Origin of the sequence: Bradyrhizobium sp. NP1 (assembly GCF_030378205.1) — a bacterium.
In the GTDB taxonomy this organism is placed as follows: domain Bacteria; phylum Pseudomonadota; class Alphaproteobacteria; order Rhizobiales; family Xanthobacteraceae; genus Bradyrhizobium.
The window spans coordinates 1,571,309-1,589,341 of sequence record NZ_CP127385.1 but is presented as its reverse complement, the minus strand read 5'-3'; the positions used below and the strand labels follow the sequence as shown (position 1 = coordinate 1,589,341).

Annotated in this window: 18 protein-coding genes and 1 riboswitch; of the genes, 6 read left to right on the top strand and 12 right to left on the bottom strand. The window is 66.5% G+C overall.

Annotation, left to right across the window (positions count from 1 at the left end):
- Window positions 1-60: 60 nt before the first annotated feature.
- The 8 genes from QOU61_RS07540 to QOU61_RS07505 form a co-directional block, all read right to left on the bottom strand.
- Window positions 61-888, bottom strand: coding sequence for an XdhC family protein (locus tag QOU61_RS07540; RefSeq protein WP_289657485.1), 828 nt, complete (start codon window positions 886-888; stop codon window positions 61-63).
- Window positions 889-892: 4 nt separating this feature from the next.
- Window positions 893-2,101: a vWA domain-containing protein gene (locus QOU61_RS07535; protein ID WP_289657484.1), complete on the bottom strand. Its 1,209-nt coding sequence runs from the start codon at window positions 2,099-2,101 to the stop codon at window positions 893-895.
- Window positions 2,098-2,970, bottom strand: a complete 873-nt coding sequence (locus QOU61_RS07530) for an AAA family ATPase (RefSeq protein ID WP_289657483.1) — start codon at window positions 2,968-2,970, stop codon at window positions 2,098-2,100. Before QOU61_RS07530 ends, QOU61_RS07535 begins: the two co-directional genes overlap by 4 nt.
- The gene (locus QOU61_RS07525) at window positions 2,967-5,393 is read right to left on the bottom strand and encodes an aerobic carbon-monoxide dehydrogenase large subunit (RefSeq protein ID WP_289657482.1); all 2,427 of its coding nucleotides are present in this window, start codon (window positions 5,391-5,393) and stop codon (window positions 2,967-2,969) included. The genes QOU61_RS07530 and QOU61_RS07525 overlap by 4 nt, the downstream gene beginning before the upstream one ends.
- A complete protein-coding gene (locus tag QOU61_RS07520; protein ID WP_289657481.1) occupies window positions 5,390-5,890 on the bottom strand; it encodes a (2Fe-2S)-binding protein in 501 nt (166 codons plus the stop codon). The genes QOU61_RS07525 and QOU61_RS07520 overlap by 4 nt, the downstream gene beginning before the upstream one ends.
- 12 nt (window positions 5,891-5,902) lie before the next feature.
- Window positions 5,903-6,766 (bottom strand): FAD binding domain-containing protein, encoded by an 864-nt coding sequence (locus QOU61_RS07515; RefSeq protein ID WP_289657480.1) that lies wholly within the window; start codon window positions 6,764-6,766, stop codon window positions 5,903-5,905.
- Window positions 6,767-6,953: 187 nt separating this feature from the next.
- Window positions 6,954-8,147: an MHYT domain-containing protein gene (locus QOU61_RS07510; RefSeq protein ID WP_289657479.1), complete on the bottom strand. Its 1,194-nt coding sequence runs from the start codon at window positions 8,145-8,147 to the stop codon at window positions 6,954-6,956.
- 126 nt (window positions 8,148-8,273) lie between these two features.
- Window positions 8,274-8,837, bottom strand: coding sequence for a 6,7-dimethyl-8-ribityllumazine synthase (locus tag QOU61_RS07505; RefSeq protein ID WP_502876897.1), 564 nt, complete (start codon window positions 8,835-8,837; stop codon window positions 8,274-8,276).
- Window positions 8,838-8,915: 78 nt separating this feature from the next.
- A riboswitch (FMN riboswitch) is annotated at window positions 8,916-9,074 on the bottom strand.
- A 9-nt stretch (window positions 9,075-9,083) separates the two neighbouring features.
- On the opposite strand from QOU61_RS07505, the gene QOU61_RS07500 reads away from it, so the two are divergent.
- The 3 genes from QOU61_RS07500 to proC all read left to right on the top strand — a co-directional run bounded on the left by QOU61_RS07500 (window position 9,084) and on the right by proC (window position 11,173).
- Window positions 9,084-9,431: a hypothetical protein gene (locus tag QOU61_RS07500; protein ID WP_289657478.1), complete on the top strand. Its 348-nt coding sequence runs from the start codon at window positions 9,084-9,086 to the stop codon at window positions 9,429-9,431.
- A 204-nt stretch (window positions 9,432-9,635) separates the two neighbouring features.
- Window positions 9,636-10,136 carry a type III secretion system chaperone family protein gene (locus tag QOU61_RS07495; RefSeq protein WP_289657477.1) on the top strand — a complete coding sequence of 167 codons (501 nt, stop codon included), beginning with the start codon at window positions 9,636-9,638 and terminating at the stop codon, window positions 10,134-10,136.
- A gap of 272 nt (window positions 10,137-10,408) precedes the next feature.
- The gene (gene proC, locus QOU61_RS07490) at window positions 10,409-11,173 is read left to right on the top strand and encodes a pyrroline-5-carboxylate reductase (RefSeq protein ID WP_502876940.1); all 765 of its coding nucleotides are present in this window, start codon (window positions 10,409-10,411) and stop codon (window positions 11,171-11,173) included.
- 31 nt (window positions 11,174-11,204) lie between these two features.
- Here the strand turns inward: proC and QOU61_RS07485 are convergent, their stop codons facing one another.
- From QOU61_RS07485 to QOU61_RS07470, 4 genes are all read right to left on the bottom strand, one after another.
- Window positions 11,205-11,600, bottom strand: coding sequence for a thioesterase family protein (locus QOU61_RS07485; protein WP_289657476.1), 396 nt, complete (start codon window positions 11,598-11,600; stop codon window positions 11,205-11,207).
- 46 nt (window positions 11,601-11,646) lie between these two features.
- Entirely contained in the window at window positions 11,647-11,859 is a 213-nt protein-coding gene (locus tag QOU61_RS07480) for a tautomerase family protein (protein WP_289657475.1), read from the bottom strand.
- Between the two features lie 175 nt (window positions 11,860-12,034).
- A complete protein-coding gene (gene hisS, locus QOU61_RS07475; RefSeq protein ID WP_289657474.1) occupies window positions 12,035-13,657 on the bottom strand; it encodes a histidine--tRNA ligase in 1,623 nt (540 codons plus the stop codon).
- 274 nt (window positions 13,658-13,931) lie between these two features.
- A complete protein-coding gene (locus QOU61_RS07470) occupies window positions 13,932-15,011 on the bottom strand; it encodes a branched-chain amino acid aminotransferase (RefSeq protein ID WP_289661344.1) in 1,080 nt (359 codons plus the stop codon).
- 325 nt (window positions 15,012-15,336) lie between these two features.
- Here QOU61_RS07470 and QOU61_RS07465 point away from each other — a divergent pair, with 325 nt between their 5' ends.
- The 3 genes from QOU61_RS07465 to QOU61_RS07455 are packed head-to-tail and all read left to right on the top strand — an operon-like array spanning window position 15,337 to window position 18,030.
- Window positions 15,337-15,891 carry a MarR family winged helix-turn-helix transcriptional regulator gene (locus tag QOU61_RS07465; protein ID WP_289657473.1) on the top strand — a complete coding sequence of 185 codons (555 nt, stop codon included), beginning with the start codon at window positions 15,337-15,339 and terminating at the stop codon, window positions 15,889-15,891.
- Entirely contained in the window at window positions 15,888-16,616 is a 729-nt protein-coding gene (locus QOU61_RS07460; RefSeq protein ID WP_289657472.1) for a response regulator transcription factor, read from the top strand. The genes QOU61_RS07465 and QOU61_RS07460 overlap by 4 nt, the downstream gene beginning before the upstream one ends.
- Window positions 16,617-16,641: 25 nt before the next feature.
- Complete coding sequence (locus tag QOU61_RS07455; RefSeq protein ID WP_289657471.1) at window positions 16,642-18,030, top strand: ATP-binding protein; 1,389 nt, start codon at window positions 16,642-16,644, stop codon at window positions 18,028-18,030.
- Window positions 18,031-18,033 lie beyond the last annotated feature (3 nt).

The following is an 18,033-nucleotide window of genomic DNA, read 5'->3' as shown; positions in this document are numbered from 1 at the left end:
AGTCGAAGTCTGGATGATGCGTTTCGGCCACACATCGGGGCTGCCAGCCCCGATTCGGCGCTACGCGCGCCGGCTTTCGCGCTGGCCGCGCCGGCGTTCGACCGTGATTTCCGCAAGGATCGACATCGCGATCTCTTCCGGTGTGATGGCACCGAGATCGAGCCCGGCCGGCGCCTTGACGCGGTCGATCGCCGCCGCGTCGATGCCCTCGGCGACCAGCCTTTCGCGCAGCGCCGCCATCTTGCGCCGGCTGCCGACGAAGGCGTGATAGTCGGCCGCAACCGAAAGCGCCGATTTCAGCGCCGCCTCGTCACCCTTGCCCTGCGTCGACACCACGACGAAGCGCCGCGCCTGATACAACTCGCCAAGCGCAAAGGAAGGCAGCAGCAGGTCGGCTTCCGGCGGCGACACCAGATCGACGGCGGGCGCCGCCAGCGTCACGTGATAGCCGAGGGTGCGTGCCTGGGCGGCCAGCGAGACCGCGACCGGGCTCGCCCCGAGAATCACGAGCGAGGGATGCGGCAGCACCGGCTCGACGAAGATGTCCATGGTGCCCTTGCTCGGACACAGGTTGGACGCGAACCGCACGCCTTCCCGCGTCTCGCCCGGCCTGACGCCAAGCTCGGCCAACAAGTCTTCCGGCCGCACAGAGACCATGCGCGGCTCGCCGTCGGCCAGCGCCTCGCGCGCCGCCTTCAACACCGCGCCCTTGGCGCAGCCGCCGCCGATCCAGCCCGCGACGATGCGGCCGTCGGGGCGGATGATTGCTTTCGCACCGGCCTTCGCCGCGGTCACCGACACCGTGCGCACGACGGTCGCGAGCACAAAGGCTTCTTCCGCAGCCTTCATCTGCGCGACCAGGTCCATCACCTCGACATGCGCGCTCATTTTTCTAGAGCCTCGCCAGATAGGGTTCGAGCGCCGCCAGGCTTTTCAGCGTATGCGCCGGCGCGTAGAGATCGACATGGGGCAGCGCGGCCTTGATGCCCCTCGCTTCCGGCGCATAGCCTTGCCAGCCCATCATCGGGTTGAGCCAGACGATGCGGCGGCAGCGCTTTGCGAGCGCCGCCATTTCCCGCCCGAGCAGCGCCGCGTCGCCGGTCTCGTAACCGTCGGAGACGATCATGACGCAGCTTCGCGAATGGATCACGCGCGCCGCATGATGGCGGTTGAAGGTTTGCAGGCTCTCGCCGATCCGTGTGCCGCCGCCGGCGCCCTGCGCCAGGATCGAGAGCCGGTCGAGCGCGCGGGCCGCATCCCTCTCCTTCATCGCGCCGGAGACGTGCGCAAGCCGCGTGTGGAACAAGAATGCCTCGGCCTCGCGGAATTCATCGAGCACGCCATGGATGAAACGGAGGAATACGCTCGTGTACATGCTCATCGAGCCGGACGCGTCGAGCAGCACGACGAGCCGGAGCGGCTTGTCCTTGCGCTGGCGTTTCGCCAGCACAATCGGCACGCCGCCATGGCTGATATTCTTGTGGATCGTCCGTCTCAGATCGAGCCGGTGGCCGCGGCGCCGCGCCAGGTCGCGGCGCGTCAGCCGCGTGCGCATGACCTTGGCGAGCCGGGCGGCCGCCTCATGGGCTTGCGCGACCTGATCGGGATCGGCGAGCTTGCGAAAATCGACCTCGGCGAGATTCTCCGCGCGCGAGGCGCCTTCCATGCGTCCCTCGCCGCCCCGCGCCGGCGGCGCGTCGTCGGCGGAAGGAACCTGGTCCGTCACGGAGCGATCGCCTTCACCTCTTTCGCTGGCCTCCTGCAGGCTTTTCAGCGACGGATTGTTCGCTGACGTCGCCGAGCCCGCAATCATCGATCGTGATCGCACGCGCTTGCCAAGCCAGAAGGCGTCGAACAGCCCGTCGAACTTGTCCCAGTCCGGCTTGCGCGCCGAGACGAGGTGCTTGAACGCGGAGCGCAGCAGCGACGGTCTTGCCGCATAGCCCGCCGCCATCAGCGCCGCGGCGTCGCGGTCTTCCGCCAATCCCACCAGAAACCCGTTGTCGCGCAGCGTGCGCAGGAACGCCGCGAGCCGGCCGGCGACGAGGCGCGAGACCGCGTCGATCTCCTCAAAGTCCGGTCCGGGACCGCAACAGCTCATGCGACCTTCCCCAATATCCGCGCCGCTACCTCGCGTGTCAGGCGCACGCGATCCTCCTGCGTCTTGAGCAGGCACATCAGCGTCTCGTGCACGGCCTCGGGCGCATCATGCAGGTCGCGCACATCAAGACCGACCAGCGCGGCGGCCCAGTCCAGCGTCTCGGCGACGCCCGGCACCTTGCGCAATTCCTCCTTGCGGATGCCCTCGACCATCCGCGCGATCTGCAGCGACAGCGAAGCCGAGGTGCCGTCGATCCGCGCCAGGATGATGCGCGCCTCGCGCTCGACGTCGGGATAGCCGACATAGTGATAGAGGCAGCGGCGGCGCAGCGCATCGGACAGCTCGCGCGTGTTGTTCGAGGTCAGCACCACATGCGGGATCGTGGTCGCCCTGATGGTGCCGAGCTCCGGGATCGAAACCTGGAAATCGGACAAGAGCTCGAGCAGAAAAGCCTCGAACTCGTCGTCGGCGCGGTCGATCTCGTCGATCAGCAGCACCGGCGGCCGTTCGCGGCGAATCGCCGCGAGCAGCGGCCGCTCCAGGAGGTATTTCTCCGAGAAGATCTGATCCTCGATCGCGCTCGCGCCATCGCCGCGATGGGCCTGGATCGCGAGCAGCTGCCGCTGGTAGTTCCATTCGTAGAGCGCGGACGACTGGTCGAGCCCCTCATAGCATTGCAGGCGGATCAGCTCGGTCCCGTGCACGCAGGCGAGCGCCTTGGCGACCTCGGTCTTGCCGACGCCCGCCTCGCCCTCGAGCAGCAGCGGACGCTTCAGGAGCTGCATCAGCGCGATCGCGGTCGCAAGCTCGGTGTCGGCGATGTAGCCGCAATCCGCCAGGCCTTGCGCGATCTCGTCGCGATTTTTCATGCCTGAGCAAACACTCCGAGCTGTTTCGCCGCCGCCCAGTTGCGCCAGTAGTCGTGCGGCATCTGGATATGCGTTGCGCCTAAGAACGAGAACGCGTCATTGACGGCGTTGGAGAACGCCGGCACGCCGCCGACATTCGGGCTTTCGCCGACGCCCTTGGCGCCGATCGGATGGTGCGGCGAAGGGGTGACGGTGAAATCGGTCTCCCAGTGCGGGGTTTCAACGGCGGTCGGCATGAAGAAGTCCATGAACGAGCCGGTCACCACATTGCCGTCGTCGTCGTAGCGGATCTCCTGGCCCATCGCGATCGCGAAGGCTTCGGTCAGCCCGCCATGCACCTGGCCCTCGATGATCATCGGGTTGATGCGCGTGCCGCAGTCGTCCAGCGCATAGAAGCGGCGGACCTTGGAGACGCCGGTATCGACGTCGATGTCCATCACGCAGAGATAGGCGCCGAACGGATAGGTCATGTTGGGCGGATCGTAATAGCTCACCGCCTCCAGTCCGGGCTCCATGCCCGGCGGCACCGAATTATAGGCCGCCCAGCAGATATCCTTCATCGACATGACCTTCTCGGGCAGGCCCTTGACGCGGAAGCCGTCGATGTCCCACTCGAGATCGTCCTCGTGCACTTCGAGCTTGTAGGCCGCGATCATCTGCGCCTTGGCCTTGATCTTGCGCGCCGCCATCGCGATCGCGGCACCGGCTACCGGCGTCGAGCGCGAGCCGTAGGTGCCGAGCCCGTAAGGCGCGGTATCGGTATTGCCCTCCTCCACCATGATGTTGTCGGCGGGAATGCCGATCTCGGTGGCGATGATCTGGGCCCAGGTGGTCTCATGGCCCTGGCCCTGGCTCTTGGTACCCATCCGCGCGATGCCGGCGCCGGTCGGATGCATGCGGATCTCGCAGGAATCGAACATCGCAATGCCGAGGATGTCGCAGTTCTTCGACGGCCCGGCGCCGACGATCTCGGTGAAGAAGGAGACGCCGAGCCCCATGATCTCCCGCGTCTCGCCGCGCTTGAAGGCGGCGCGCCTGTCCGCCTGCTCCTTGCGGAGCGCGGCATAGTCCGTCGCCTCCATCATCTTGCGCATGGCGGTGTGATAGTTGCCGGAATCGTATTCCCACCCCAGCGCCGAGTGATAGGGGAACTGCTCCGGCTTGATGAAATTCTTCAGCCGCAGCTCGGCCGGGTCCATGTTCAGTTTCTGCGCGAGGACATCCATCGCCCGTTCGATGCAATAGGCCGCCTCGGTGACGCGGAACGAGCAGCGATAGGCGACCCCGCCCGGCGCCTTGTTGGTGTAGACGCCGTCGACCGAGAGGTGGGCGACCGGGAAATCATAGGAGCCGGTCACAATGTTGAAGAAGCCGGCCGGCCATTTCGACGGATCGGCGCAGGCGTCGAACGCGCCGTGATCGGCGAGCACATGGACGCGCAGGCCCGTCACCTTGCCGTCTTTGGTCGCGGCGATCTCGGCCGTCATGTGATAGTCGCGCGCGAACGAGGTCGCGGTGAGGTTCTCGATGCGGTCCTCGACCCATTTCACCGGCTTGCCGGTGACGATCGAGGCAACGGCGGCACAGATATAACCGGGATAGGCGCCGACCTTGTTGCCGAAGCCGCCGCCGATGTCGGGCGAGATCACGTGGATCTTCTGCTCCGGGAGCTTTGCGATCAGCGACACGACGGTACGGATCACGTGCGGCGCCTGAAAGGTACCCCAGATCGTCAGCTCGCCCTTGATCTTGTCGAAGGAGCAGACGCACTGGCAGGTTTCCAGCGGCGAGGGATGGGTGCGATGATAGGAGATCAGCTCCTTGATCGTGACCTCGGCCTTCTTGAACGCCGCGTCGGTCAGGTCCTTGTCGCCGACGGTCCACTCGAAGATATGGTTGTGGTGCTTGCGCGGCCCGTGCGCGCCTGATGTCTTGCCGGCGAGGTCCTCGCGCAGCACCGGCGCATCCGGCGCCATCGACTTGAACGGATCGATCAGCGGCGGCAGCGGCTCGTACTCGACCGTCACCTTGTTGATGCCGTCATCGGCGGCGTAGCGGTCGGTCGCGACCACGAAGGCGACCTCCTGGCCCTGGAACAGCACCTTGCCGTCGGCGAGCACCATCTGCACGTCGCCGGCCAGCGTCGGCATCCAGGCGAGGTTGACGGTCTTCAGCGTCTCGGCGGTGATCACCGCGAGCACGCCCGGCACTTTCAGCGCCTCCTCCGAATTGATCGACTTGACGCGCGCATGCGCATGCGGCGAGCGGACGAAGTCGCCGTGCAGCATGCCCGGCAGCTTGAGGTCGTCGACATAGCTGCCCCTGCCTTGCGTGAAGCGGATATCCTCGACGCGCTTGCGCTTGCAGCCCATGCCTTCGAGGGCTGCGGTGCGTTGTTCCCGCGTGGGAGTCATGTCGTTCATTCCGCGGCCTCCCTGAATTCCACGCCGTTGATCTTGGCGGCGGCGTACTGGATCGCCTTGACGATGTTCTGGTAGCCGGTGCAGCGGCAGAGGTTGCCGGAAATGCCCATCCGGATTTCGGCCTCGGTCGGCGATGGGTTTTCCAGCAGCAGCCGATGCGCACGCATGATCATGCCGGGCGTGCAGAAGCCGCATTGCAGCCCGTGCATCATGCGGAAGCCCTCCTGCAGCGCCGAAAGCGAGCCGTCGGCATTGGCCATGCCCTCGATGGTGGTGATCTCCGAGCCATCGGCCTGGACTGCGAACATGGTGCAGGACTTCACCGACATGCCGTCGATGTCGACCGTGCAGGCACCGCAATGGGTGGTCTCGCAGCCGATATGGGTGCCGGTCATCTGCAAATTCTCGCGGATGAAATGCACCAGCAAGGTGCGGGGCTCGACGAGACCTTCGACCTCGGCGCCGTTGACCTTCATGGTCACGTGAGACTTTGCCATGCTTTCCTCCCCTCAAGCGGCGCGGCTGGCGGCGCGCTGCAGCGCCCGCATCACCATGATGCCGCCGACATGCTTGCGGTATTCGACCGGACCGCGCGCATCCGACGCCGGCGACATGATCGCCGCGGCGGCAGCGGCCGCGTTTTTCAGTGACGCCGTATCGAGGCTGGTGCCGATCACGGCCCTGGCGGCATCGCTTGCGAGCAGCGGCGTCTCGGACAGGTTGGTCAGCCCGATCGCGCAAGCCGCGACCTTGCCGGCCGCCATCGTCAGCACCACCGCGGCCGCCGCCGTCGCGTAATCGCCGACCTTGCGCTTGAGTTTCTCGTAGGCGTAGCCGTGGCCGGCCGCCGGTACGGGAATCGAGATCGAGGTAAGGATCTCGCCCGGCTCCAGCGCGGTGAAATAGGCCCCCTGGTAGAATTCGGAGGCCATCACCTCGCGCTCCCCACCGGGGCCTTCGAGACGATAGCGCGCGCCGAGCGTCAGCATCAGCGCCGGCATGTCGTTGCCAGGGTCGCCGTTGGCGACGTTGCCCCCGATCGTGCCGCGGTAGCGCACCTGCGGATCGGCGATCAGCAGCGCCGCCTCGTGCAGGATCGGCAGCGACTGCGCGATCTCGCCGGACGCAAGCAGCTCATGCTGGGTGGTCATGGCGCCGATCACGACCGCGCCGCCGTCGCGGCGGATGCCTTTCAGCGCGGCGATCCCGTGCAGGTCGATCAGATGCGCGGGCGAAGCCAGCCGCAGCTTCATCATCGGCACCAGGCTGTGGCCGCCGGCGAGCGCCCGGCCCTCATCGCCGAAACCGGCGAGCAGTTTGACCGCGTCGGCGACCGTCGCCGGGCGGTGATAGCTGAACGGCCCAGGAATCATCGTCTCCTCCCCGTCGTCCTTTGACGCCCGTTGCGGGGCATGGACGTTGGCGGCGACGCTGGTCCTGAGAAGGAGCCCGCGCAAGGCGACGGAGTTGGCTCCGGCACGAGGTCGGGGATTTCGCACGAAATGCGGCGGGTCACGCACGAATTGCGTCAGCCTTGACGACCTAATACTTCTCGCTGGATCAGGCGTGCCGGCGCGCCAAACCGAGCCGGGCCTTGACCTCGGCGATCTTGGCGCGGCTCACCGGCACACGATGCGGCGCGGGGCCGTCGAGCTCGATCACCGCGCCGTCCCCCTCCTTGCGCACCAGGCTGACATGCGGGATCGCCACGATGTGGCTGCGGTGGACGCGGACGAACTGGCCGGGGTCGAGCTGGGCTTCGACCTCCGAGATCGACCACGGACACATCCGCTCGCGGGTGCCGTCATGCACCCGCGTATAGTGCGCATCGGCGCGGACGCTGCGGACGTCGGCGGCATCGATGAAATGGGTGCCGTCGGCGCCCTCGACCGGCAATCGCGACACCGGCGCGCGGGGTGGCGGCTGGCCGAGGCCGCCGAGCGGTCCAGGCCGCAGCCGCGGGCTGATCGGCGCCGCGCTCGCTTCAGGCAGCGCCGTATCCGCCGCCATGACCGCGACCGCGTCGCCGGCCGCAGCCCGCCTGCGCGGGTCCGGCACCAGCGACAGCAGGAAGCCGGCCGCAATGACGAAGCACAGCAGCGTCACCACCAGCGACAGGATCTGCGGCGAGGCGGCCAGTCCCCCGGCATGATGATGCAGGCCGTCCGCTGATGGCACCAGGCGCACCCCAAGCATGGCGGTGTAGTGCATGCCCGACACGGCGATACCGAAGGCGACCGCGCTCAGCACCAGCTGAACGCCGCCCCAGCGCGCCAGAAAGGCACGCAGCCCGCCATAGGCCGCGGCAATCGCGATCGCGACCGCGAGCACGACCATGGCCGGATCATGCGTCATGGCGAACGGGCCGGAGAGCCCGTGCATGCCGACATAATGCATGCTGACGATGCCGAGCCCGAGCAGCACCGCCGACGACATCACCCGCAAGAGCGACGGCTCGCCGACGCTGACGAAGAACAGCGAGATGCCGACGACCAGCACGCAGATCAGGAACGACGCAATGGTCGGCAGCACGAGATAGACCGTGTCGGGCGGCAGCGGCGCCGCCAGCATGCCGACGAAATGCATGGTCCAGATGCCGACCGCGAGGAAGATCGCGGCCCCCGCCAGCAGCAGCCGACGCGAAGCATCCGGCTTGCCGCGAATCCGCGCGGCAAGGCCGAAGCCCGTGTACCCACCCAGGATCGCGATCACCACAGAGAGCGCGACGAGATAGGGATCGTGTCCTAAGAACATGACCGTCTCGGCGCCTCCGTCGCCACGGACGCGCCTCCTCCCGCCGCCGAATGTACAGGCGCGGCGGCAGGAAAGACAATCAGCCGAAATGTGGCGGGCGTTAGCCGCGCCCGCCACCACCACACATCACACGATCCCGGCCGCAACCTGGCCGCGCAGCCGCTCCAGGCTGTGCAGCGTCGTGGCACAGGCCTCCGCCACCTCGACGCCCTTGATCGCAAAATGCTTGCGGAAGAAGTCGAAATGCGCCGCGGTCTCGTGGAACTGCTGCGGCGTCAGCACCGCCGAGAACACCGGCACCTCGGTGCGGAGCTGCACGTCCATCAACGCCTTGATCACGGTGTCGGCAACGAACTCGTGGCGATAGATGCCGCCGTCGACGATCAGCCCGGCGGCGACGATCGCGGTGTAGCGGCGCGTCTTGGCGAGCAGCTGCGCATGCAGCGGGATCTCGAACGAACCCGGCACCTCGAACAGGTCGACCCGGTCGCGGGCGATGTGCCGCGCCTCGATCTCCTTCAGGAAGGCGATCCGCGCCTCCTCGACCACCTCGCGATGCCAGGAGGCCTGCACGAAGGCGATGCGCTGCGGCTTGGCGAAGCGCGGATGCGCGGGCGCCGGCGAACGATCAGGCGGCTCGGGCGTGGCGTTGGTGATGGGAGCTTCAGCTTCTTGCAACATCTGATTCATGGCTTTCCTCGGTTTAAGGACCAGAATCAGGGCACACGGAACGACGACACCCCGCGCAAAAGCGCGTGGAACCACCGTGACCGTTCTCTTTCATCCGGACTGTCACCGTCGGCTTCGGATTCACACCGAATCTGCTGACCCTTCCTCGCTGCCGAAGAAGGCGCTCGCGGGCTTGGGCCTGGTGTTGTGCAGGTCCTTACCGCCGGTGGGGACTTTCACCCCGCCCTGAGAACATGGCTGCCCGACATGGACAGCCATACGAATTATGACGCCTCGGCGGCAGCGCAGCAAGGGGCCTGGCGCCCGCTTTCCGAAGTTCGTGATGCACGTGCTGCGATCTCGTACACCAACTGCGGAAAGCTGGAGGGCGCCAGCAAACCCATGATTCTGGTGCCGCTTTCTCGATCTGAAGCTCCTGACGTGAATCTGCGCGCCCGCTGCAGGAACTTCAGATCGGCGGCACCAGCCATGGGCAAACGGCATGCCGGCAATGCCGTCGAGCGAGTCCGGAGCGCCCCGCCCCGCGGCGCCGGCAAAGAAATTAACGATTGTGGCGGGCCTTCCCGAATCCGATTCCGGTTTGTTCTGGAGTGACGGCGATGAGTTGTGGACGAGCGGGCCTTTCGCTGTGGACGGACTCAAGGCAGCGTTGCGCGGATTCCGCAAATCACATCACTTGATCGCGCAAGCCCGGACCATCCCCGCGGGATTGCAGCCGGCACCACGCGCGAGGGTGCGCGCGCCGGAGCCGCTGCGTTGCGTATCAATAAAGTTTGCGAAAGTCAGAGGTCGAGAGGCATGTCCTTGCTCGAAGGCGTTATTGATTCCCGGAACAATCCGCTCGCGGTGGTCGAGGACGTCGCCACCGACAACAATTGGGCGTTCGAGCGCTCCGGCGAGGACGAGGTCACGATCGTCGCCAAGGGCGAATGGACCGACTACCAGCTCTCCTTCACCTGGATGAGCGAGATCGAGGCGCTGCATCTGGCCTGCGCCTTCGACATGAAGATTCCGCCCGCGCGACTTGCCGAGGTGCAGCGGGTGATCGCCGCGATCAACGAGCAATTGTGGATCGGGCATTTCGACATCTGGACCCACACCGGCATGATCATGCACCGCCAGGCCCTGGTGCTGCCCGGCGGCGCCAGCGCCTCGACCGCGCAATGCGAGAGCATGCTGCTGGCCGCGGTCCAGGCCTGCGAGCGCTATTATCCGGCGCTGCAATTCGTGGTCTGGGCCGGCAAGTCCGCGCCGGAGGCGATGGCGGCGGCGATGTTCGAGACCGAGGGCGAGGCGTAGGCGAAGTCTCGTCATGCGCGGGCTTGACCCGCGCATCCATCGATCAAAGCCCTCAAGGGGGATGGATGGCCGGGTCAAGCCCGGCCATGACAGTTAAATGCTTGTCGCCCGGTCTGCGCTTCACTAGAACCGCCTGTGGTTATGGGTCCCCGCTCCCGTGCGCAATTGCGCACCAGGCGGGGACGACAGCAGTGTTCGTGGTGATCACTTTGAGCAACAACAAGGCGCTGCAAGACATCAAAGGCACGATCGCGCTCGCCGGCGCCGGCAAGATGGGCGGGGCGATGTTGGCCGGCTGGCTGGCGCAGGGCCTCGACGCCGGACGCGTCGTCGTGATCGAGCCGCAGCCCTCCTCTGAAATTGCGGCGCTCGCAGCCAAGGGCGTGCGGCTCAATCCGACGCCCCAAGCGGCGGGCGCGATCGAGACGCTGGTCGTCGCGGTGAAGCCGCAATCCTTCCGCGAGGCCGGTGCGAAGCTGAAGCCGTTCACGACCGCAAAGACGCTGGTGGTCTCGATCATGGCCGGCACCACCATCGCTTCACTCGCCACGACGTTCGGCGACACGGTGGTGCGCGCGATGCCGAACACGCCGGCCTCGATCGGGCGCGGCATCACGGTCGCCGTTGCAGCGAAAGCCGTTACGCCGGCGCAGCGGGCCACCGCCGACGCGCTGCTCTCGGCCACCGGCTCGGTCGAATGGGTGGAGGACGAGAGCCTGATGGACGCGGTGACGGCGGTCTCCGGCTCGGGACCTGCCTATATCTTCCTGCTTGCGGAGGAGCTGGCGCGCGCCGGCGTCGAAGCCGGCCTGCCGGAGGCGCTCGCAATGAAGCTGGCGCGCGAGACGGTCGCCGGATCAGGCGAGCTCCTGCACCGCTCCGACCTCGACGCGGCGACGCTGCGGCAGAATGTGACCTCGCCGGGCGGCACCACGGCCGCGGCGCTGGAGGTGCTGATGGGAGAGGGCGGCCTGCAACCGCTGATGATCCGCGCGATCGCCGCCGCAACGCGGCGCTCGAAGGAGCTGGCGAAGTAGTTGCGCGATCGTCATTGCCGGGCTGATATCGTCAGCCCGCCCCGAACCGCTTCTGGAATTGATCCGTATTGACGAGCCCGCGGCCATGGCGGCCCGCGCCGATCCTGCGCTCGCCATCGAAGGCCTCGACCTCGAAGCGGATCACGCGGCGCACCACCTCGATCACCCTTGCAGTGGTGCGGATGGTGGCGCCGACCGGCGAGGCCGCGAGATGGCGGACATCGACCTCGGTGCCGACCGTGATCCAGCCCGGCTCGAGATGGCCGACGAGCGCATCGCACGCCGCCATCTCCATTTCCAGGATCATCATCGGCGTCGCATAGACCATCGGCATGCCGGCGAGGAAATGCCCGACCGTGCGCTCCGGCGGCACGACCAGGAAGCGCTCGGCGCTGATGCCGATCCTGATGTGATTGCGCGCGTCCATGGCACTCTTTCTTACCCTCTCCCCGTGTCGGAGGGGGTAGACCGCCTCACTTCTTCGCGGCGGCGGCCGCGGCGCGGCGTTCCACAAACGTCTTGCCACCCTTCATCTTGTGGGCGAGCGGCGCCTCGTTGATCTGGATCACCACGTCGTTGGCATCGACGCCGAGATTCGTCACCAGCGCCTGGGTGATGTCGCGCATCATGCCGGCCTTCTGCTCGTCGGTGCGGCCGATGGCCATGCTCACGGTGATCTCAGGCATCGTTTTCTCCCTTTGTGTTCATACGGCGCAGCCGCCACAATCGCTGTCGTCATCCTTAAGGAGCGGCCGCCAGGCCGCGTCTCGAAGGATGTCTTATTGTCCTCATGGTTCGAGGCGGCGCAACCGCCAAGTCATGCGCTGGCGGCATCCTGCCTGCGCCTCCTCGCCATGTGGACTAGTCCCATTTCACGTCATGGCGCGCCAACACCTCGCGCACGCGCGCGACGATCTCGCTCTCCTTGCAGGAGAACTGCGCCGGCCGCGTCTCGCGCCATTCCTGGTTGGAGGCGATCGCAGCGGCGGCCTTGGCGCCCTCGATCAGATCCTTGATCTGCACCTCGCCGCGCGCCTTCTCGTCCGAGCCCTGGATGATCACGCAGGGAGCGTTGCGCCGGTCGGCATATTTGAGCTGGTTGCCCATGTTCTTGGGGTTGCCGAGATAGAGCTCGGCACGGATGCGAGGACCATCCGGCTTTGCCGGATCAAGAGGAGCGTTGCGCAAGGTCGCGACCATCGCCTGGTAATCGGCGAGGCGATCGCGGTCGAACACGGTGACGACGACGGGTCCGAATTCCACCCGCGTGTCGAGCTGGCCCAGCAGCGTCAGCGCCGCCTGCAGCCGCGACACGCCGATCGAGAAGCCGGTTGCAGGCACCACCTCGCCGCGGAAGCGCGAGACGAGACCATCATAGCGGCCGCCGCCGCCGACCGAGCCGAACCGCACGGGGCGGCCCTTCTCGTCCTTGGTGTCGAGCAGCAGTTCGACCTCGTAGACCGGGCCGGTGTAATATTCGAGCCCGCGCACGACGGAGGGATCGACGATCACCTTGCCGTCGTAACCCGCGGCATCGACCAGCCGCGCGATCTCCACGAGTTCGTCGAGCCCTTCGAGCGCCAGCTTCGAATCGGCAAAGCTGCCGCGCAGCCAGTCCGCGATCTTGCGCGCGGTGTCATACTCGCGCGCCTTCTGGTCGGGATCGCCGGCAACGCGCTTGAGCAGATCGGGATCGCCGCCATAGGCGAAGGTCGGCGACTGCACCGCGGCGCGCGCATTCACGAAGGCTTCGATCTTCCCGATCTGCGCGGCATTCAGCCCCGCGCCCTTGGTGAAATCGCCGCTGTCATCCTTGCGGCCATCGCCGAGCAATTCGCGCACGCCCTGCACGCCGAGGCGATCAAGCTTGTCGATTGCGCGCAGCACGGTAAGCCGCCGCCCCGCGTTGGCATCGCCCGCGAGCCCGATGCTCTCCATCACGCCGTCGAGCACCTTGCGGTTGTTGACCTTCACGACATAGGCGCCGCGGGAAATGCCGAGCGCCTCCATGGTGTCGGCCGCCATCATGCAGATCTCGGCGTCCGCCGCCGGCGAGCCGGAGCCCACCGTGTCGGCGTCGAACTGCATGAACTGGCGGAAGCGGCCCGGGCCCGGCTTCTCGTTGCGGAACACGTAGCCGAAGCGATAGCTGCGATAGGGTTTTGGCAGCGTGTCGAAATTCTCCGCCACGTAGCGCGCGAGCGGCGCGGTGAGGTCGTAGCGCAGCGAAATCCACTGCTCGTCGTCGTCCTGGAACGAGAACACGCCCTCGTTGGGGCGATCCTGGTCGGGCAGGAATTTGCCCAGCGCATCGGTGTATTCGAACGCCGGCGTCTCCACCGGCTCGAAGCCGTAGCGCTCGTAGACGGCGCGGATCTTCTCCACCATCTGGCGCGTGGCGCGGATCGCGGCGGGCCCGCGATCCTCCAGCCCGCGCGGCAGGCGCGCCTTCAGCTTTTGCGGTTTTTTCGGTTTTTCGGACATGTCGCTCGTTGTCAGGTTCGTACGTCAACAATAATGTTGACTTACAACATAAGCGATGCCGAGTTAGCAGCCGTAGCGCCGCGCCGCAATGCTCACTTCCCTTCTCCCCCTGTGGGAGAAGGTGGCGCGGACGAAGTCCGCGACGGATGAGGGGTCTGTGTCCGCGGAGAGAAACCCCTCACCCGCCCTCACTTCGTTCGGGCACCCTCTCCCACAGGGGGAGAGGGGAAAAGCAGCCCCTGTCGCGAGAGCAGCGGAATCATTCCGCCGCGGGTCACACGACGTTTCTGATCCAGTTGTGCGGGTCGGGCTCGCGGCCGTACTGGATGTCGACTAGCTTCTTGCGCAGCCCCATGGCAACGGGGCCGGCGGCGCCGCCGCTGATGAGAAAATCGCCGCTCCCCGAGCACACCTTGCCGATCGGCGAGATGACGGCGGCCGTGCCGCAGGCGAAGGCCTCCTTCAGCTTTCCGCTGGCGGCGTCAGTGCGCCACTGATCGATCGTGTAGACCTCCTCGCGCACGCGCGTGCCGTAATCCTTGGCCAGCGCGATGATCGAATCGCGGGTGATGCCCGGCAGGATCGTGCCGAGCGGCGGCGTCAGCAGCGAACCGTCGTCGAACGCGAAGAAGATGTTCATGCCGCCGAGTTCCTCGATGTAGCGGCGCTCGACTGCGTCGAGGAAAACGACCTGATCGCAGCCGTGATTGATGGCCTCGGCCTGCGCGCGCAGGCTCGCCGCGTAATTGCCGCCGCACTTGACCGCGCCGGTGCCGCCGATCGCGGCGCGCGTGTAGTTCTCCGACACCCAGATCGACACCGGCGCAGGCCCGCCCTTGAAATAGGAGCCGACCGGCGAGGCGATGACGGCGAAGATGTATTCCGCCGATGGCTTCACCCCGAGGAAGACCTCGCTCGCGATCATGAAGGGCCGCAGGTAGAGGCTGCCCTCGCCGCCCGGTATCCAGGCGCGGTCGATGCGCACGAGCTGTTCGACGGCTTCGATGAACACGGCCTCGGGCAGCGGCGCCATCGCCATGCGCTCGGCCGAATTCCAGAATCGCCTCGCATTGGCGTCGGGGCGGAACAGGTTCACGCCGCCGTCGGCGCGCCTGTAGGCCTTGAGGCCTTCGAAAATCTCCTGCGCGTAATGCAGGACGGCAAGGGCGGGATCGAGCGGGAAATTCGCGCGGGATTCGATGCGCGCGCCATGCCAGCCCTTGGCCGGATTGTAGCGGACCACAGCCATGTGATCGGTGAAAATCCGGCCGAAGCCCGGGTCCACGAGTTTTGCCGCGCGCTCCTTCTCGGACGTCGGATTCGTTGTGGGCTGGATTTCGAATTTCAAACTCATTGACTTGTTTCCGCTGTGGGAACCGGCGCAGCTTCTGGCGCCGGCCTGTTTCTCCAGGCCTGCTGGCTTACTAGGTCTGGACTTCGCCACCACCGGCCGCGTGGCCGGTTTCCGTCGCCAGGATGCCGTTCAGGACATGCTTTTGCGGGGTGCGGAAGTCCAGTATGTTCGTCGAAATGCCGCTCGACAATCGCACGGTAGATCAATTCGTAGCCGTCGCCTCGTTTGGCTGTCTTAAGCCTCTTGAAACATCGTCTCGGGCGAAACGATCTAAAATTTCGTCCTGCTGGATGGTTTTGTAACATTGAACCCAAGATATGTCAACATGACTGACATAAATTTCTCGGCTCCGGCGTTGAGCCCTGATTCTCGGCTCGCCGACAGCCGTGCGCCGACCTTGAGGGAGGCGGATTTGCGCTGGGATATCATCGAGTTGTTGTTCTTCGCCTACCGCGATTTCGTCGGCGATCCCGACCATGAGCTCGAGGCGTTCGGCTTCGGCCGCGCCCACCACCGGGTGCTACATTTCGTCTACCGCTATCCGGGACTCAAGGTCGCCGACCTGCTCGACGTGCTGCGGATCACCAAACAGTCGCTCGGCCGCGTACTCAAGCAGCTGCTCGACGAGGGCTACATCGTGCAGAAGACCGGCAACAACGACCGCCGGCAGCGCCTTCTTTACGCCACGCCGCGGGGCGAAGCGCTGGTCGCCAAGCTCGCGGGGTTGCAGACCACCCGGATCAACCGCGCGCTCGGCGACATTCCGCCCGAGGGGGCCGAAACCGTCCGCCGCTTCCTGCGCGCGATGATCGATCGCGACGATCCCGACAAGGTGCTGGAGACGATCTTGGGCGCCGGCACAGCAAGCAAGAAGGAATGAGCGTGCCCCAGGCTGCCACCGCCGAGCGGACGCCGCTGCAACCGGCCGACGACGCCCCGCACCTGCTGCTTGTCGACGACGACCGCCGCATCCGCGACCTGCTGTCCCGCTTTCTGGTAGCGGAAGGCTATCGCGTCACCACGGCGATGAGCGCGAGCGACGCGCGCGCCAAGCTGAACGGCCTGCATTTCGATCTGTTGATCCTCGACGTGATGATGCCGGGCGAAACCGGCTTCGACCTGGCGCGCTTCATCCGCACCCAGTCCTCGGTGCCGATCGTGATGCTGACGGCGCGCCATGAAGCCGAAGCCCGCATCGAGGGCCTGCAGATCGGCGCCGACGATTATGTCGCAAAGCCGTTCGAGCCGCGCGAGCTGGCGCTGCGGATCAACAACATCCTCAGACGCACCTCGCCGCCGCAGGTCACAGCCGTCGAGCAGATCGCGTTCGGGCCTTATGTCTTCCATCTCGACCGCGGCGAGCTGCGCAAGGGCGACGAGACCATCCACCTCACCGACCGCGAGCGCGAGATGCTGCGCATCCTGGCGGCGCGGCCCGGCGACACCGTGCCGCGCGCGGCGCTGACCGGCAATGGCAGCGTGAACGAGCGCGCCGTCGACGTGCAGATCAACCGGCTGCGGCGCAAGATCGAGCGCGATCCCGCCAATCCGCTGTTCCTGCAGGCGGTGCGCGGCATCGGCTACCGCCTCGTCGCCTCACCCTGAATTCCTTGCCGACGGCCAGACGCCAATGACGACCATCGATACCGGTCTTGCGCTGATCCGAACCGCCGCCGACCGCGTCTCGGCGGCCAACGGCTGGATGGGCAACGCCTTCAAGAGCTGGATGCCGACCGGGCTCTATGCCCGCGCGCTGCTGATCATGATCGTGCCGATGGTGATCCTGCAGTCGGTGGTCGCCTTCGTGTTCATGGAGCGGCACTGGAACACGGTGACGCGGCACCTGTCGGCCGCCGTGGTGCAGGACATCGCCGCGCTGATCGACGTCTACAAGGCCTATCCGCAGGACAAGGACCGCACGCAGCTGCGCCGCATCGCGCAGCAGCGGCTTGGCCTCGTGGTCGATTTCCTGCCCGTCGGCGACATGCCGCCGCCGGGGCCGAAGCCGTTCTTCTCGCTGCTCGACCAGACCCTATCGGTGCAGCTCGGCCGCCAGATCGGGCGTCCGTTCTGGATCGACACCGTCGGCCGCTCCAGCCTCGTCGAAATCCGCATCCAGCTCGACGACGCCGTGATGCGGATCTTCGCCCAGCGCAGCGCCGCCTACGCCTCGAACTCGGAGATCTTCCTGTTCTGGATGGTCGGCACCTCGACCATCCTGCTGTTCGTCGCGGTGCTGTTCCTGCGCAACCAGATCAAGCCGATCCTGCGGCTCGCGGACGCGGCCGAAAGTTTCGGCAAAGGCCGCGAGGCGCCGAACTTCCGCCCGCGCGGCGCGCGCGAGGTACGGCGCGCGGCACAGGCCTTCCTCGAGATGAAGGGACGCATCGAGCGCTCGATCGAGCAGCGCACCGCGATGCTCGCCGGCGTCAGCCACGACCTGCGCACCATTCTGACCCGCTTCAAGCTCGAGCTCGAGCTGATCGGCGACAGCCCCGAGGTCGAGGGCATGCGCAAGGACGTCGACGAGATGTCGATGATGCTGGAGGACTACCTCGCCTTCGCCCGCGGCGACGCCGGCGAGCACGCGCAGCCGACCGACATGACGGCGGCGCTGGAAGAGCTGCGCGGCGACGCCGAGCGCAACGGCCACGCCGCGACCGTCTCGTTCACGGGACTGCCCGTCGTCACCGTGAAGCCGGCGGCGTTCAAGCGCTGCCTCGCCAATCTCGTCTCCAACGCCGCGCGGCACGGCGACAGGATCGCCATCACCGGCCACCGCGACCACCGCTACCTCTCCGTCACGGTCGACGACGATGGCCCCGGCATTCCGCCCGAGATGCGCGAGGAGGTATTCAAGCCGTTCCTGCGGCTCGACGACGCGCGCAACCAGGACGAGGGCGGCACGGGCCTTGGCCTTGCGATCGCGCGCGACATCGCGCGCTCCCATGGCGGCGACATCATGCTGGGCGACAGCCCGATGGGCGGCCTGCGCGCCATCGTGCGCGTGCCGGTGTAGCAT

Bases quoted from the DNA above. Each gene is read 5' to 3' on its own strand.
- QOU61_RS07530 (WP_289657483.1), bottom strand. From the start codon at position 2,970: ATGAAAAATCGCGACGAGATCGCGCAAGGCCTGGCGGATTGCGGCTAC.
- QOU61_RS07515 (WP_289657480.1), bottom strand. From the start codon at position 6,766: ATGATTCCTGGGCCGTTCAGCTATCACCGCCCGGCGACGGTCGCCGAC.
- QOU61_RS07480 (WP_289657475.1), bottom strand. From the start codon at position 11,859: ATGCCTGAGATCACCGTGAGCATGGCCATCGGCCGCACCGACGAGCAG.
- QOU61_RS07455 (WP_289657471.1), top strand. From the start codon at position 16,642: ATGACGACCATCGATACCGGTCTTGCGCTGATCCGAACCGCCGCCGAC.
- QOU61_RS07485 (WP_289657476.1), bottom strand. From the start codon at position 11,600: ATGGACGCGCGCAATCACATCAGGATCGGCATCAGCGCCGAGCGCTTC.
- QOU61_RS07500 (WP_289657478.1), top strand. From the start codon at position 9,084: ATGGACAGCCATACGAATTATGACGCCTCGGCGGCAGCGCAGCAAGGG.
- proC (WP_502876940.1), top strand. From the start codon at position 10,409: ATGGGCGGGGCGATGTTGGCCGGCTGGCTGGCGCAGGGCCTCGACGCC.
- QOU61_RS07540 (WP_289657485.1), bottom strand. From the start codon at position 888: ATGAGCGCGCATGTCGAGGTGATGGACCTGGTCGCGCAGATGAAGGCT.
- hisS (WP_289657474.1), bottom strand. From the start codon at position 13,657: ATGTCCGAAAAACCGAAAAAACCGCAAAAGCTGAAGGCGCGCCTGCCG.
- QOU61_RS07465 (WP_289657473.1), top strand. From the start codon at position 15,337: ATGACTGACATAAATTTCTCGGCTCCGGCGTTGAGCCCTGATTCTCGG.
- QOU61_RS07505 (WP_502876897.1), bottom strand. From the start codon at position 8,837: ATGAATCAGATGTTGCAAGAAGCTGAAGCTCCCATCACCAACGCCACG.
- QOU61_RS07495 (WP_289657477.1), top strand. From the start codon at position 9,636: ATGTCCTTGCTCGAAGGCGTTATTGATTCCCGGAACAATCCGCTCGCG.
- QOU61_RS07460 (WP_289657472.1), top strand. From the start codon at position 15,888: ATGAGCGTGCCCCAGGCTGCCACCGCCGAGCGGACGCCGCTGCAACCG.
- QOU61_RS07520 (WP_289657481.1), bottom strand. From the start codon at position 5,890: ATGGCAAAGTCTCACGTGACCATGAAGGTCAACGGCGCCGAGGTCGAA.
- QOU61_RS07535 (WP_289657484.1), bottom strand. From the start codon at position 2,101: ATGAGCTGTTGCGGTCCCGGACCGGACTTTGAGGAGATCGACGCGGTC.
- QOU61_RS07470 (WP_289661344.1), bottom strand. From the start codon at position 15,011: ATGAGTTTGAAATTCGAAATCCAGCCCACAACGAATCCGACGTCCGAG.
- QOU61_RS07510 (WP_289657479.1), bottom strand. From the start codon at position 8,147: ATGTTCTTAGGACACGATCCCTATCTCGTCGCGCTCTCTGTGGTGATC.
- QOU61_RS07525 (WP_289657482.1), bottom strand. From the start codon at position 5,393: ATGAACGACATGACTCCCACGCGGGAACAACGCACCGCAGCCCTCGAA.